At 70.6% G+C, this 15,417-nt stretch carries 12 protein-coding genes; 4 read left to right on the top strand and 8 right to left on the bottom strand.

Annotated elements, in window-relative coordinates; genetic code table 11:
- The coding region (locus ACWDEW_RS14030; RefSeq protein ID WP_450512634.1) for a HEAT repeat domain-containing protein at positions 1-695 on the top strand (695 nt) is incomplete at its 5' end.
- Positions 696-999: 304 nt separating this feature from the next.
- On the opposite strand, the gene ACWDEW_RS14025 is transcribed toward ACWDEW_RS14030, so the two are convergent.
- Positions 1,000-1,752: a DUF4232 domain-containing protein gene (locus ACWDEW_RS14025; protein ID WP_450512632.1), complete on the bottom strand. Its 753-nt coding sequence runs from the start codon at positions 1,750-1,752 to the stop codon at positions 1,000-1,002.
- Positions 1,753-1,961: 209 nt separating this feature from the next.
- On the opposite strand from ACWDEW_RS14025, the gene ACWDEW_RS14020 reads away from it, so the two are divergent.
- A complete protein-coding gene (locus ACWDEW_RS14020) occupies positions 1,962-3,311 on the top strand; it encodes a helix-turn-helix domain-containing protein (RefSeq protein ID WP_450512630.1) in 1,350 nt (449 codons plus the stop codon).
- 209 nt (positions 3,312-3,520) lie between these two features.
- Positions 3,521-3,904 (top strand): hypothetical protein, encoded by a 384-nt coding sequence (locus ACWDEW_RS14015; RefSeq protein WP_450512628.1) that lies wholly within the window; start codon positions 3,521-3,523, stop codon positions 3,902-3,904.
- A 3-nt stretch (positions 3,905-3,907) separates the two neighbouring features.
- On the opposite strand, the gene ACWDEW_RS14010 is transcribed toward ACWDEW_RS14015, so the two are convergent.
- The 3 genes from ACWDEW_RS14010 to ACWDEW_RS14000 all read right to left on the bottom strand — a co-directional run bounded on the left by ACWDEW_RS14010 (position 3,908) and on the right by ACWDEW_RS14000 (position 11,640).
- A complete protein-coding gene (locus ACWDEW_RS14010; RefSeq protein ID WP_450512626.1) occupies positions 3,908-8,614 on the bottom strand; it encodes a DNA repair ATPase in 4,707 nt (1,568 codons plus the stop codon).
- A 122-nt stretch (positions 8,615-8,736) separates the two neighbouring features.
- Positions 8,737-10,884, bottom strand: a complete 2,148-nt coding sequence (locus ACWDEW_RS14005) for a flotillin family protein (RefSeq protein WP_450512624.1) — start codon at positions 10,882-10,884, stop codon at positions 8,737-8,739.
- 96 nt (positions 10,885-10,980) lie between these two features.
- Positions 10,981-11,640: a hypothetical protein gene (locus ACWDEW_RS14000; RefSeq protein WP_450512622.1), complete on the bottom strand. Its 660-nt coding sequence runs from the start codon at positions 11,638-11,640 to the stop codon at positions 10,981-10,983.
- A 242-nt stretch (positions 11,641-11,882) separates the two neighbouring features.
- Here ACWDEW_RS14000 and ACWDEW_RS13995 point away from each other — a divergent pair, with 242 nt between their 5' ends.
- A complete protein-coding gene (locus ACWDEW_RS13995) occupies positions 11,883-12,941 on the top strand; it encodes a PucR family transcriptional regulator (protein WP_450512620.1) in 1,059 nt (352 codons plus the stop codon).
- A gap of 266 nt (positions 12,942-13,207) precedes the next feature.
- Here ACWDEW_RS13995 and ACWDEW_RS13990 read toward each other — a convergent pair whose 3' ends face one another.
- From ACWDEW_RS13990 to ACWDEW_RS13975, 4 genes are all read right to left on the bottom strand, one after another.
- Complete coding sequence (locus ACWDEW_RS13990; RefSeq protein WP_450512618.1) at positions 13,208-13,543, bottom strand: SCO5918 family protein; 336 nt, start codon at positions 13,541-13,543, stop codon at positions 13,208-13,210.
- 177 nt (positions 13,544-13,720) lie between these two features.
- Positions 13,721-13,924 (bottom strand): cold-shock protein, encoded by a 204-nt coding sequence (locus ACWDEW_RS13985; RefSeq protein WP_019063123.1) that lies wholly within the window; start codon positions 13,922-13,924, stop codon positions 13,721-13,723.
- Positions 13,925-14,135: 211 nt separating this feature from the next.
- Positions 14,136-14,462 (bottom strand): MerR family transcriptional regulator, encoded by a 327-nt coding sequence (locus ACWDEW_RS13980; RefSeq protein ID WP_019070316.1) that lies wholly within the window; start codon positions 14,460-14,462, stop codon positions 14,136-14,138.
- A 144-nt stretch (positions 14,463-14,606) separates the two neighbouring features.
- A complete protein-coding gene (locus tag ACWDEW_RS13975; RefSeq protein WP_450512615.1) occupies positions 14,607-15,275 on the bottom strand; it encodes a hypothetical protein in 669 nt (222 codons plus the stop codon).
- Positions 15,276-15,417: the final 142 nt, after the last annotated feature.

The raw sequence follows: 15,417 nt of genomic DNA, 5'->3' as shown, positions 1-15,417 counted from the left end.
GTCTTGCTGATGAGGACGCGTTGGTTCGCTCCTCTGCTGTTGAGGTGCTTGCTAATCATTGGGGGGAGGATCCTGGAACTGCGGTGTTGGTCCGCGAGTGTCTTGCTGACAATGAAGCGAGAGTGCGAGTCACTGCCATTGACATGTTGGGGGGCCTGAGTGGTGGTCCCCACCTGGTTCCTTTGCTTCGCGAATGCATTGCTACTGACGAAAGTGCGATGGTTCGTGAAACTGCAGTACGTCAATTTCCGCATATAGAGCTGACGGAGGATGTGGAAGCCGTCTTGCGTAACTGCTTGACAGGGGATGAGGAATCAGACGTGCGTCTTGCCGTCGCTGAGGTTCTGGCTGAGAATAATAAAGATCACCCTATTTCCCTCGACCTTCTCCAAGAGGCCGCCATTAATGACTCAGATTCCTATTTTCGGCGAGCAGTATTGGAGCTCATTGTTGAAAATTATGCACATACTCCCGCCGTTTCGGCCTATCTCAGAGGCAGAGGGGTCAGTGATCCGGACTGGCAAGTTCGCGCGGCCGCGATTCGCCTGTTGGCGCAGAGCTGGGGAGCGGATTCGGAGACGCTGGTTATATTGAATGACCGGGCGACTCATGATGCGGAAACCAGCATTCGTCAAGTCGCCAAATCGCTCCTGAAAGTTATGACGCCTGGCGGAGTGGTTGAGGATGGCGCTTAGTGAATGGCAACTTCGCCTAGCGGACCGCGCCTCAGAGCCGAGCTCCGGGGAGCGAACGGGGAGTGGATCAAGGAAATCGTGCCGCGCGGCACCTACGCTGACCAACGCACACCAAGGCCCTGGCCTGCACATACGTTCAACGATCCTGGTCAGCCATCTTTCCGCACATTATTCGGGACGAAGAGGTCGTGGGTTCAAATCCCGCCACCCCGACAGCCGAATAGCAGTTCAGTGGGCCCTCACCGAATCGGTGAGGGCCCACTGGCGTTGCTGCGTGTCCAGCCCCGCCCCGCCCCTCCCCGCCTCAGTAAGTCAACGCATCCTGCGCGCTGCTCAGCCAGTACGTCACCCGGAGCGAGTCGTCGACGTAGACGCCCTTGCTGGGAAGCGCAGGAGTCGCCGCCGGGCTGATGCTGTTCATGTTGCGGTCGAAGAAGTAGACGGAGAGGGACTTGGCGGTGCGGCCGTTGGTGCCGCTGCCGTTGTCGCCGCCGGAGAGGGCTACGCCGGCGTAGCCGGACTGGCCCGGTGCGAGCGTGGTCACCGCCTGTGGCTGGGAGTCCTTGATGACCGGCGGTACGGACTGGGCGTCGTCGAAGTTGACGGCCGGGTAGTAGTAGAGGTCGCAGGTCTTGGAGCCGGTGTTGGTGACGGTGAGCAGCATGTGGTTGATGGGGCGGCTGACCGGCTGGGCGGTCACCTTGGTGTTGGCGCCGCTGCAGGTGACGGTCTTCGTGGAGCCGCTCGAACCGGAGCCCGAGCCCGAGCCCGAACCGGAGGTCGAACCCGAGCCGCCGCTCGTCTTGCCGCCGCCCGAACCCGTGCCGCCGCTGGTAGAGGAGCCGCCCGTGGAGGAGTTGCCCGAGGTGCTGCCGCCGCTCTGGCCGGTCCCCGTCCCGGACGGTGCCGAGGTCGTCACCTTGGAGGGGTTCGGGGAGACCGCGCCGGAGTCCTGTACTCCCAGCCCGCCTTTGCAGGCGGTGAGCGAGAACGCGGCGAGTGCGACGGTCGCGGCGGCGAAGAGGCGGGTACGGGGACGGGCGGTGAACGCGGACATGGCGGTGATCCCTTTCGGAGAGGCGGGAGTTCGCGGGCCGTCCAACCGGTCGGCGGGCGGCGTGCTTTGATGACCGGAGCTTGTGCCGCTTTCCGTCCCACCCGCCACAGCAGCCGGGAGTTACGGGAACCTGGAACGTTCGCACCGGCTCTTACCTGGGGGAACACGGCTTCCCTGGAACGCTGGACTGGAATGGGGGCTGGGCGGCAGTGGTGGACGAGACGGCCGATTTCGCGGCGCTGATACGGGAGCTCAAGGACCGTTCGGGGCTGAGTTACGGCGTGCTCGCGAAGCGGCTGCACATGAGCACGTCGACGCTGCACCGCTACTGCAACGGCGATGCCGTACCCACCGAGTACGCCCCGGTGGAACGGTTCGCCCGGCTCTGCAAGGCGACCCCCGACGAACTCGTCGAGGCGCACCGCCGCTGGATCCTGGCCGACGGCGCCCGCCAGCGCGAGCGGAAGTCCGCCGCGACCGCCGCGAGCACGGCCGTAACCACTGCCACGGAAGCGACCATCGCGGTCACAGAGGCGACTCTCCCTCCTGAAGCACACCTCTCCTCCGCCGCACCCGAGTCCACCCCGGCACCGGAGCCCACCCCCGCACCCGAACCCTCCGTACCGGTGACCGCGACCGCCCCGCGCAACCGCCGCCGTACCGCCCTGTTCGCCGCCGCCGCGGTGGCCGTCGTGCTGGCGGCCACCGCGCTCGTCCCCCACTTCGTGTCCGGCGCCGGCGGTGACCGGAAGCAGGAGGCCGGTTCCGTGACCTCCACCGGGCGCGGCACTCCCTCCTCGTCCGCGTCCGCCTCCGCGAAGTCGACCTCCTCGGCGTCCGCCTCGGACTCGCCCTCCGGCTCCGTGAGTCCTTCCGGGTCCGCCACGGCGAAGAGCGGGGCGTCCGCCTCCCCGAGCGCGAAGGCCGGCGGGGCCGCGGACGTGGCAGCGGGCGTTCCGCTGACGGTGACGACCCGGCCGTACGCCTGGGAGAGCCCGTGCGGCCAGACCTATCTGGTCGACCAGGACGCGGCCAAGGTGCCGCCGCCGCCGACCGAGCAGGACGCGCCGAGCTGGGTGAGCGCGCTGGGCGCCGTCTCCGCCGGCAGCCAGTACCTGGAGCTGACCGTGCAGGGCACCGGCCAGGACACCGTGGTGCTGCAGTCCCTGAACGTCCGGGTCGTCGACAGCGGTGCGCCGCCGGCCTGGAACGTGTACGAGATGGGGTACATCGGCGTCGGCTGCGGCGGCGGGGTGCCCACGCACTCCTTCGACGTCGGGCTGGACGCGGTCCGCCCGGTGGCCACGCCGAAGTCCGGGCAGACGGGCCTGCCGTACAAGGTGAGCGAGAGCGACCCCGAGGTCCTGTACATCACGGCCGCCGCGGCCTCCCACGACGTGCGCTGGTATCTGGAGCTGGCGTGGTCCAGCGGCGGCCGCAAGGGCGTGCTGCGCATCGACGACCAGGGGAAGCCGTTCCGCACCAGCGGTATGAGCGGGCGTCCGCAGTACGGCTACTCGCTGGACGACAGCGAGTGGGTGCCCCACAAGGCCGACTGAGCCACGGGCGGTCCCGAAAGCCCCGCCGCGCCGCCGGACCGGCGGCCTTCCGGACCTCGCGTTGACACCGACCCGCGCCGGACGTTGACTGGCAGCACTGCGCAGTCGTTGAAGGGTACGACGGACCGGGTCTCCGGGGGCCTGGAACAGGCCGTCGAGAAGACCGACGAGGCACGAACGCCTTCAGGCGGAACGGAAGCGGCATCCTGATGTACGACCAGACACGCGCCCAGCAGCCCGCCGGCCAGAACCGGACCCCGACCGAACGCCGCGCACCGGGCCCGGAGCCACTGCTCCCGTCGGCCGAGCGGGAGCAGGTCCTCCAGCGGCTGCGGCACGCCCTCAACACCTTCGCCGACACCCCGCGCGACGCGCTGGCGGAGGCGGAGAGCGCCTACGACGAGGCCACCGCGCAGCTGGTGAGCGCCCTCGCGGCCCGCCGGGAACTGCTCCGCGCCGTCTGGGCCGACCAGGCCCCCGCGACGCCCCCCACCGATGTCGCGGAACCAGCGGACCTCACGTCCCAGTCGGACGAACTCCGGCACGCGCTCCGCCAGTACCGCGAGATCACCCAACGGCTGCTCCAGCTCTAGGCCCTAAGCCCCTCGCGGGAACGCCGCCTTCAACTCGCCCCAGCGCAGGGCCTGTTCATCGGTCAGGGTGCCCCGCAGCTCCGCCAGCTTCAGCAGGTTGGCCTCCGCCTCCGTCCCCAGGGTCTGTGCCTCGGCCGTGTAGTGGTCGTCCAACACGGCGGACACCTCAAGGGAGTTCATCACCGGTTCGATGCGCCGGGCGATCCGGTTCATGGTGCGGTACGACCCCTGGAGCCTGAACGGCGGTTCGGTGCGGGCCGCTTCCGTGGTCGCCGCCGACGCCATGTACGCGGCGTTGACCGCGAGGACGGTGTCCCGGGCGGCCAGCAGATGCCCCAACACGGCGACGATGCGGGCCAGTTCGGCGGGGTCGCAGGCATGGGAGAGGCGGTCCGCCCGGGCCGTCGCGTCGCCACGGGCCAGCCGGATCAGCAGGTCCAGGTCGTCGCGGTCGCGGCCGGCGAGCGGGGCCAGTACCGGGTTCGAGGTCAGCGCGTTCTCGACGAAACTCAGGGCGAACAGCGCCTCCTTGCCGGTCAGTACGTCGCCGAGGTTCCAGACGTCGGCACGGTTGGCCAGCATGTCGGGCACCCGGAACCGGCTGCCGGACTCGGTGTACGGGTTGCCGGTCATACAGACGGCGAACCGCTTGCCCCGCAGGTCGTAGGTGCGCGCCGCGCCCTCCCACACGCCCTCCATCCGCCGGGTCGCGTCGCACAACGTGATGAATTTCTGGAGGAGTTCGGGTGACGTGTGCTGGATGTCGTCGAGGTGGAGCAGCACGTTGTTGCCCGCCGCGAGCGCGAAGTTGACCTTCTCCACCTCCTGGCGGGCGGTCGCGTTCGGCGCTTCGGCCGGGTCGAGGGAGGTGACACCGTGCCCGAGGGCCGGGCCGCTGACCTTGACCAGGACCAGCCCGAGCCGGTCGGCGACGTACTCCATGAGGGTCGTCTTGCCGTAGCCCGGCGGGGAGATCAGCAGGAGCAGACCGCCGGTGCCGACGGGTCCGTCCTCTCCCGCCGTGCCGAGCTGGCGGGCCAGGTTGTCGCCGATCAGCGGGAGGTACACCTCGTCGACGAGCCGGCCCCGGACGAAGGACGACAGGACGCGCGGCCGGTACTCGTCGAGCCGCAGCCGGGCGCGTTCCGCCGCGACGAGAGCGGTACGACGGCGCTGGTACGCGCGGTGACCGGGGACGTCCCGGACGCGGAACTCGTGGGTGCGGGCGAGGAGTTCATCAACCCTCACACGCAACTCACCCCCTACGACACGAGGATGGCTGCCCAGCAGTCCGCCCACCGTCTCGGTCAGCCGCGCGTCCGACTCGTAGCGCGGCGCGCCGGGGCAGAGTTCGGCCGCCACGGCCTCCGCCAGGTCTCCCGGGTCGACCCGCGCCCCGGACGCCGTCGTGTACGCCGTCAGCCAGGCCTCCACCAGCTGGCGGCGCGCGGGCAGGTCGTCGTCGAGGGCGGTCAGGTCGTCGTCGTAGGCCGAACTGCCCACCGCCCGGCGGAACTTGTCGAGCAGGGTGCGGACGCCCACGCTGATCACGAAGCCCTCGGGGGCGGTGGTGAGTTCGTCGAGGAGGTAGGCCGCGGCGGGCTCGCCGCCCAGCTCCTTCGCGAGTTCCGTACGGAGTTCGGCGTCGGCGGGAGTGGGGCCGAACAGGTCGCGGGCCCGGGCCAGTGATCTCGCGCGCCGGGTCCACTTCTCGCGTGCCCGCGGGTTCGTGCCGTGCGTCCAGAAGAGCAACGCGCTTGCGCGGGCGGCCGGTTCGTGGCGCAGCAGGCCCGCTTCCTCGTACCGGCCGAGCAGGGCCGTGAGGATCGCGGTCGCGTCGTGGTCGTGCACACCGCGTTCGTAACCCTCGTCGTACGACTCCTGCGCGGCCCGGCGGACCAGGGCGGCGAGGTCGGTCTCCTGGGCGAGGGCCTGCGCGCCGTGTTCGTCGAGGAGGCGGGCGGCGAGGTATTCGGCGCGGTAGACCCGGGGCGACTCGGAGGGCAGCGGGCGGTCCCAGTACGGGCGCGTGGCCGCGAACTCCGGGTCCCTGACCGGGGATCGGTAGTCCGTGCCGGTGAGGGCGAAGGCCAGGCCGTCGCCGGAGGGGACCAGGGTGAGGTCGAGGGGCTCGGTGTGCACGGCGAAGCGGTGGCGGCCCAGGCGGAGGGTCCGGCCGCCGTCCGTGGAGAGGTCGGCGCGGTCGCGCAGCGCGCGGACCGCCTCCGCGTGGGCGGCCGTGAGCCGGCCCGTCAGCTCCTCCGCCCTTGTCGGGTCGCCGAGTTCGCGGAGTCGGTCGGCGGTGCGGCGGATCCTCGTCACCATCGGGTCGGAGGCGAAGTAGGCGTTCACCGCGTCGGCGTCGGCCAGCGCGACCGCCCGCCGCCCCACGGTCTCCAGCACCTGGACCGCCGACCCCGCCAACTGCTCGGCCCTGCGGGCGCGTTCGTCGACCAGGGTCTGCTTGCGGGCCGAGAGGGTCTCGTGGATCTCGGCGCGTTTGCCGGCCAGTTCGGCGAGGAAGTCGTCGAAGTCCGCGAAGCGGGCCTCCAGGTTCTCCAACCGCACCAACAACAGGGCGAGTTGGGTGTCGCAGGCCTCCGGGGTGGCCGCGTCCGCGAGGGCTCCGGTCACCGACTGGGCCAGCAGCGCGAACTCGGCCGCGAACTCCGCCCGGCCCTCCCGGTCCCGGAGTTCCGTCCGCCGGGCGTCCAGCGTGGCGCGGGCCCGGTTGACGCCGCCCAGCACCTCGGCGACCCGCTCCAGGATCGACGTACGGACCGTCGCGTCACCGATGTCGAGTCCGGCGACCACCTCGGTCACCGTCCGCAGTCCTTCGGCCAGTTCGTCCAGGCGGGCCGCGACCGGGGCCGCCTCGGCGACCTTGGCCAGCGTCCCGGCCTCCGCGACCAGGGTGTCGATCAGCTCGTGGTGCCCGGCGAACGCGTCCCCGCGCGCCAGGAACGACACGGCCCGCTGCCCGAACACCCGCAGATCCGCCTCAACTTCGGCCGCCGCCTCCTCGATCCGCGCGGTGTCCGCGTACCGCATCTCCTTCAGCGTCAGCAAGTGCCCCTGTGCCCGCCGGAGTTCGGTGAGCCCGGCGACCCAGCCCGCCGCGTCCCGGGACGCCTCGCCCCGCAACCGCCGTACGAGGGAGGCGAGATGGGCCAGAGCCTCGGCAAGGGCGTCGGCGGCCCGCCCGGTGAGAGTCCGGACCGTCCCGAACTCGGTCAGGACCTGCTCCGCCGTACCCCGCACCTCCTCCAACGGACCGCGCAGATCGCCGAGTTCGACGTCCCCCAGCCAGTGGTGCGTGTCCGCCGCCCGGACACACGCGGCGACCAGTGCCTCGTACACCTCCGCCGTCGGCTCCATCCCCGCGACCGCGCCGGTCAGGGACAGGCAGTCGGAGATCCCGCGCACGAGATCGGCGTTCCCGACCCGGAACAGCGGCCCAGAACCGGTCAGTTGAGCGGCGGCATGGGTGTCGGAGACGAACGGGGTACGCCAGCTCCGCACCGGATGGACGCGGGCGGCCTCTCCCTCCCCGCCGCCCAGCACCACCACCATGCCGTCGTCGAAGAGTGCCCATCCCTGCCCGGGCAGCGGCGCCGCGACCTCCTTGCGGATCAGGTTGTACGGCAGCAGCAGGCTCCGCCCCGACCCCCGCTCCCGGTAGCCGAACAGCACGTCCTCCCCGTTGGGCGAGCGGACGATCCGCTCCAACTCCAGCCCGGTGACGTCCACTTCGAAGGTCTTGCACTCCCCCGTGACCAGGCAGTACCCGCCCGGGAACACGATCCCCTGCTCCTCCGGCAGCCGCCGGCACGACCGCCCGATCCCGTCCAGCCGTACGACACCCTTGGTCAGCGGGTTGAAGACCAGGTAGCGGTGGGCCTCCTCCTTGTAGGGGAGCACCCGCAGCAGCACCAGCGCACCCACCCGCGCGTACGCGATCTCCGCGTCGGCCGGCGACTGCAGCGGCTCGTCCACCGGTTCGGAGTAAATCCCCTCCCCTGTCTCGGTGTTGTCCTCCGCCTTCACGGTGAGGGTGCCGCCCAGCGTGTCGACGTACAGCCCGTCCTGGATCCGAACGTGCGGGTGCCGGCCGGGGACGAGGTCCTCGCGGCCAGTCCCCGTCCAGTCGAAGTCGTACGGCGGCGGGAAGACGTGGTCGCGTTCGCCGTGCGCGTCCAGGAAGGCCGCCGCCCGGCCGTCGTCCGTGAGCGTCCAGCGCAGCACCCGGATGTCGTCGGCCTTCTCGCCGGTGCGGAAGACGGCCAGCAACTTGCCGTCGACGTGCCGGAGCCGGAGGAGCCGCGCCTGCCGGTAGTAGCGGTGCAGTGTGGTGAACTCCCGTACGAACTCCGGGTCGTCGAGGAGTCCGGGTACGGCGTTCTCGGGCAGCCTGCGCAGGTCGTGGCGGTCGTGGAGAGCGAGGACGTCGGCCACCGCCGTCTCCCGGGTGACGCCGGGGGAGGTTCGGTGGCCGAAGAGCAGCGTGTCCCCTACGGCGACGATGTCCCGCGGCGCCGCCGGGTGCTCGGTGGTGAGGCGTCCGGTGCCGGCGAGTTCCAGCCGGGTCGAGCCGAACTCCTCGGTCCGGCGGGCGTTGAGCGCCTCCGCGCGGCGGGCGAGTTCGGCGGCCTGTGCGGCGAGGCGGTCGCGCAGGACCTCGTAGGTGCCGGTGTCCAGGCCGGTGGTCATGGGTCGGGTCCCTCTCAGGATCTCGGGCGGGGTGATCAGAAGTGGTGGGTCCGGAACTGCCGTCCCCTGTGCGGCAGTTCCGGACCGTCTGTGGAGGCGGGGCGGGAGGCCCTCGCCGGGTGTCAGGCCTTCGCCGGGTGGCCGTTGAGCGCGGCCAGCGGAGTATCCGCGAGGCCCAACTCACCGGCCCTGTCGAGCAGTTGCCGTAGCGGGCCGGCGTTCGCCGTGTCCGTCCGCATCAGCTTCATCAGCAGTGCGGAGACGGTGAGGTTCTGCACGTCGGCCGTGGAGACCGAGCCGAGCACCCGCCCGAGGTCCTCGGCGATGTTCGACGTGCCGTCCAGCCACGGGCGTGCCAGCGCCTGTGCCGTCTCGGAGTTCTGGACGAAGCCGTCGACGCTCCGGCCGAGGGAGATCGACGACATCAGCCGGTCGAAGAAGACCGTGTCGCCGCCGACGATGTCGATGTCGGCGTTCTCCAGGCCGGTCGCGAGGACCGTGGCCTGCGCCTCGGCGACCTGCCGCTGTACGTCGAGACCCGCGAGCCGGATCTCCTTCTCGGCCTGGAGCCGCAGCCGGTACTCCTCGTGGCCGCGCGAGGCGTCGTCGAGGGCGGCCATCGCGGCGGCCTTCTCGGTGAGCCCGTCCGCCTCGGCCTTGAGCTTCTCGCCGATACCGGTGGCTTCGGCGAGCGCGTTCGCCCGTACGCCTTCGGCCTGCGCGAGCACCTTCGCCTGGGCACCCTCGGCCTCCGCGAGCGCCATGGCCCGGGTGCCCTCGGCCTCCGCGCGCAGCCGGGCCTCGGTGCCTTCCGCCTCCGCCCGCAGCCGCGCCCCCGTGGCCTCGGCCTCGGCGCGGCCCGCCTTCACGGTGACCTCGGCCTCCTTGTCGCGGACCTGGACCTCGGCGAGTCCGGCCGCGGCGGCCTCCGCCTGGATGCCCTCGGCAAGCCGGAGCTTGGCGCGGGCGTCGAGATCGGCCGACTTCAACCGGGCGTCGGCGAGGGTGAGTTGCTCACCGGCGCGGTGCTTGGCGGCGGCCTCCGCGGCCTCGGCCGCCTTGATGTCCTTGACCAGCTTCTCCTGCGCCTCGGCCTCCGCGGCGATGATCACCGCCTGCCGGGTGCGCTCCGCCTCCTCGACCACCCGCAGCTTCTTGATGGCCTCCTCCTGCTCGGCCACCGTACGGTCCACGGCGATCCGTTCCCGGACCACGTCCGCGACCTCGCGCCGCTCGACCTCGACCTCCTTGTCACGGGCGATCCCGGACAGACTCGTCTCCCGTTCGCGGGCGATGACTTCGAGGAGCCGGTCCTTCTCGATGCGTTCGTTCTCCACGGCGATGACCCGCTCGCGGTTCTTCTGCGCGACAGCGATCTCGCGGGCCTGGTTCTCGCGCTGGACGCCGAGCTGCTCCTCGGTACGCAGGAACGCGGTCTGTGCGCCGAGCCGTTCCTCCTCCTGGACCTTCGCGGTGGCGGCCTCCTCGCGCGCCCGCAGGACCTCCACCTCACGGCGCTGCTTGATCTCCGCCTCCGCCTGCCGGCGCTCCAGCTCCAGGATGGTCTCCCGGGCGTCGACGTTCTGCCGGGTGATCTCCTTCTGCTCGGTGCGCTGGAACTCGTTGGTGCGGACGTGCTCGATCGTCGTCAGCTCGGTGATCTTGCGGATGCCCTGCGCGTCCAGGATGTTCTGGTTGTCGAGCTGGGTCATCGGGGTCTGTTCGAGGAAGTCGATGGCCGCGTCGTCGAGGTGGTAGCCGTTGAGGTCGGTGCCGATGACCTGGATGATCCGGTCCCGGAACTCCTCGCGCTTGGTGTAGAGGTCGACGAAGTCCAGTTGCTTGCCGACGGTCTTGAGCGCCTCGGAGAACTTCGCGGCGAAGAAGTCCTGGATCGCCACCGGGTCGCTCGCGGTCTGGGTGCCGATGGCCTGCGCGACCTTGATCACGTCCTCGACGGTCTTGTTGACCCGCACGAAGAAGCTGATGTGGATGTCGGCCCGGATGTTGTCCTGACAGATCAGACCCTCGCGCCCGGTGCGGCGGATCTCGATCGTCTTCACCGAGATGTCCATGAACTCGGCCTTGTGCAGCACCGGCAGGACGACCGCCCCGGTGAAGGTGACGTCGACCTTCTTCGTCTTGGAGACGATCAGCGCCCGCCCCTGCTCCACCTTCCGGAACAGCCGCCCGACCAGCAGGAGCAGGGCGAGCGCGATGAGCAGGACAACGGCGACGAACACACCGATGCCCACGGTGATGGCGTTCATGACATGGGTCCTCATGGGATGAGAAGGGTGATCGACAAACAGGCCGGGATCGGCGACCGGAGACCAATGGGCGTGCGGGTGACCCGAGTCGGCGGCCTATCCCGTCGTGCCGGGTCCGGTCCTCGGGTCCAGCGCGCTGTCGTAGGGCGCGACCCAGAAGAACTCGCCGGGTTCGTCATAGGCGTAGAGCAGTCCGGTGCTGCCGCTGGCGAGGGCGTCGTTGCCCGTCTGCCGGACCTGGACCGTCGCGGCCGAGCCGTCCGCCGCCCTGACCTCGGCCTGCCCGAACCCGGCGTCCACCCGCCCGGTGCGAATGGTGCAGGTCAGCCCGACGAAGTCCAGCCGGGACGGCCCGTGTTCGTCGGGAAAGAGGCGGTGCAGCGGCCGTACGAGCAGCTTGGTCGCCTGCCAGGAGACGTACGCGGTGCCGATCAGCACGACCGCCCCGACCAGGACGCCGGCCGGGCCCGAGGGGACGAGCAGCACGCTCGCGCAGAAGCTGATCAGCCAGCCGACGGCGACGAACAGCGAGAAGGCGAGGGTCACCGGGACCCCGCCGAGCCACCGGCCGTAGCCGTGCCCACGAGCGTTGACGTGAGCGTGCCCGCGGACGTGGACCTGCACATGGGCATGACCGTGACCGTGCGCGTCGGCCGCGCCGAGGGCGACCAGCAGCCAGTAGAGGACGACCACGGCGAGCGCCGCGGTGAAGACAACGGCGGGAAAACCGGTCGCGGCAGCGATGAACGCCCCCATGATCCCGGCCCCCCGTTCCCTTACTCGCCCGACTGTCGACGGGGACGCCCGGATCGCGGTTCTGGTGCCGGAAACCTGCCGGTGTCCGGCACCCGAACCATCCGCGGTGCTCCCCTGGCGCCATGGTGCACGCGGGGTGCACGCCCGCGCATTGCCGGAACCCGGCAGTGTTCATTAGGGTCTTGATGCCGGTGGCGCGCTAAGAAAGCGTCACCGGGGCGTCAAGAAAACAGGGGGCGGCGTTGCCGGAGCGCGGAATACCTGAGCAGTATCTGACGGGGTACGCGCAGCTCCTGGCGGAGGTCGCCGTGACCGGACGGCGCCTGACCCGGGCCGAGTTGGAGGCCCGCCGCGCCCTGGGCGAACACGCGGCCGAGGCCGGACACGGACTGCGCGCCCTGGTCAACGCCCATCTCGCCGCGACCCGCACCGCCTGGCCGGAGACTCCCGGCGCCGCCGACTGCACCCTCGCCGCGGTGCAGCAGGTCGTCGACGCCTTCACCGAGGGCTACGAACGCGCCCAACGGGTCGCCGTACGGCAGGAGGAGGCGGCGCGACGGGAGTTCATCGACGATCTGCTCTACGGCCGCAGCGATCTGGGCCGGCTCGCCGAACGCGCCGAGCGTTTCGGTCTGCGGCTGTCCCACACGCACGCCGTCGCCGTCGTCCAGGGGCCGACGCCCTACGACGAGAGCGCGCCGGTGCCGCGTCAGGTGGAGCGCGCGATGATCAGCCGTTTCGGTGACCGCAACATCCTGCTCACCACGAAGGCCGGCCGGATGCTGTGCGTCGCGCCCGGCGACCAGGACGACGTCCTCACCCACTTCGCCAAGCAGTCGTACGCGGCGGCGGAGGGCGCCCGGGTGGCGATCGGCCGTCCGCAGCCGGGCGCGGGCGGGATCGTCCAGTCGTACGAGGAGGCCCTGAACACCCTCGAACTGGCCGAGCGGCTCACCCTGGAGGGCCCGCTGCTGCGCGCCGCCGACCTGCTGGTCTACCCGGTGCTCACCCGGGACCGGCAGGCGATGGCCGACCTGGTGCTCGACGCGCTGGGCCCGCTCACCAGGGCGCGCGGCGGCCCGCGCCCCCTGCTGGACACGCTCTCGACCTACTTCGACTGCGGCTGCGTGGCCGCGGAGGCCGCGCGCCGACTCTCCCTGAGCGTGCGCGCGCTGACGTACCGCCTCGAACGCATCCACCAGCTGACCGGCGCGGACCCGGCGGACCCAGGCCAGCGGTACATGCTGCAGACGGCGGTGATCGGCGCCCGCCTGCTGGACTGGCCCGACAAGGAGCTGTGAGGCGAGTCCTCACAGTCGGGCGGTGTGCGGGAGCGCTCGGTGCCACCGGGGGTGAGGCACGAAAGCGTGACACTCCGCGCTGAAGTGACACACTTCTGCGAGAAGGGTCCCCTCCGGCAGGCGCCGGAAAGGGCCGCACCGCTCAAGTTCGAGGACCCCGCACGGCGCACGGGGCGCTGGGCACAGAAAAAAGCGACCGCGCGCCCGGATGGTTCATCGGCGGCGTGGTCGCTTGGGGGGTACAGAGGTGTGCGGGGGCGAAGGCGTCAGCCCAGGGTGGTGCCGATGTACGACGTCGATTCGGGGCCGGAGTCGGACTCGGCGGGCGGCGCGGCGGGCGCGGGCGCGGGGGTGGCCGGCGCGGGCGGCGTCTCGTGGCAGGTGAAACCGAGGCGGGTCAGGGCCCGGGTCACCTCGAAGGCGGTGAAGTCACGGCGGTCCTGCTTGGTGATCACCTCGCCGACCTGCTTGACCGGGTACAGCTTGCGGCTGATGACGGCGCAGGGGCCGCTGACGGGCTGCTCCGGGCGGATGCCCTTGAGCATCTCCTCCACCTCGCTCTTTGTCAGATCGAAGGGGTAACGGGCGATCACGCAGCGCATGGTGCCTCACCAAGGGGTTCGAGCGGGAGGAGAGGGGAGGATTTCTCCTCGGGGAAAACCGAGCGGCCGGAGAACGGCCGAAGAACGGTGGACGGCCGAAGAACGGCAGCTAAATGAGCAGATACGAAAAGGGACCCGCACCCAAGGTGCGGGCCCCTGTTTCGCAGCTTCGCGTGCTTAGGCGGGAACGATGTTCTCCGCCTGCGGGCCCTTCTGGCCCTGCGTGATGTCGAAGGTCACCTTCTGACCTTCCTGCAGCTCGCGGAAGCCCTGGGTGGCGATGTTCGAGTAGTGGGCGAAGACGTCAGCGCCGCCGCCGTCCTGCTCGATGAAGCCGAAGCCCTTTTCCGCGTTGAACCACTTCACGGTACCGGTGGCCATGTCTTAACTCCTAGGCAGTGCACGAGATCCGCACTTTACGAATCTCCTCCATCGCCGTGATGATCACCTGCCCGGAGAACCGGTTCAAAATTGGCAACCACAACTGCAACTGAAGTCAGCCTAGCACGGAACCCATTTCGGCGGCGGCGGAATTGAGTGAGAAAAGCGCCGCCCAAAACAGTGAATTTCTGTTTCGTCGGCATCAGATTTTCTAGCGATGGGACGACCGGCGCAGCTCCTCGTTCACACGCAGCGCCTCGTCCAGCCGGTCCTCCAGGCTGATGATTCGGCAGGCGGCCTCGATGGGCGTCCCCTGGTCGACCAGCTCGCGCGCGCGGGAGGCCGTACGGAGCTGATGACGCGAGTAGCGACGGTGACCGCCGTCCGACCGCGTCGGCGTGATCAGCCCGGCCTCACCCAGTGACCGGAGGAAACCGGGGGTGGAGGCGATCAGCTCGGCGGCCCGGCCCATGGTGTAGGCGGGGTAGTCGTCGTCGTCGAGCCGGTCGGCCGCGGGCTGCTGGCTTTCTGCGGGCATGGACACCTTTCCTGCGGGCCACCGGAGAGGGAGGCCCGCCGCAGGGGAGCGTGTTTCCCCCTACAGGAACTCTAGTCGCACCCGGGGAATCTCTGTCGCGGCGAGCACAGATGTCCTGCCGCCCATGGACGCCGGTTGACGCGCTCAGCGGCCGAGGAGCAGCACTCGGCAGGCCCCGGCGGACGGCTGCGGATCACGCGCTTCCGCTACGACGTCCCGCCAGCCCCAGGCCCGGTACGCGGCCAGCGTCTCGGTGTCGGCGGCGGGCAGCAGGGCGACGCCGAGGGCCGGCGCGTGATCGGCGAGCAGACGGCGTTGCAGGCGCCGGGCGAGGTTCCAGTCCCGGTCCTGGTAGTGGGTGCGCACCCGGGGCGGGACGACGATCCCGGAGACCGCGAAGAGTCCGCCGGTGACCGCGAGGCCGCGCACGGTCCGGGGCAGACGGGTGTCGCACCCCTGCCACCACGGATCGGCGCCGCGCACGGGGAAACCGTAGGCGAAGGCCGTCAGGGTGGTGTTCTCGGCGATCAGCAGGGTGAAACCGGGCCGCCGGACCTCGCCCGCGAGCCGGCGCAGGAAGTCGGCGCGGGAGCGGGTCCCGGCGCGGGTGGCTCCGCCGGAGGTCTCCTCGTAGAGATCGCCCAGGTCCTCGAACCGGTCCTCGACCTGGCGTCGGCTGAGCGGGCGGAGTCGGTCCCCCTGCCGGGGTGAGGGGCCGCGCTCCCGGCCGGGTGACCACGGCTTCTCCCCGTGGGCCGCGTCGGCACCGGCGTGCGCGTCCGCACCGCCGTGCCCGACGAGGTTCGTGGTCATCGGCCGACCGGGCACATTCACGGTCATGGGGCGAGCCCTGTCCCGGGTGCGGACACGTCCGCCCCGGCGTCGTCGTTCGCCGAGGACGGCACCGGCGCGATCCGGCACACGAGAAATCCTCGGTCTCTTCACGGTACGCCCG

This window comes from Streptomyces sp. NPDC001100, assembly GCF_053598575.1.
Note: the sequence above shows the minus strand (reverse complement) of the source record. Positions and strands in the feature narration are given on the sequence as shown.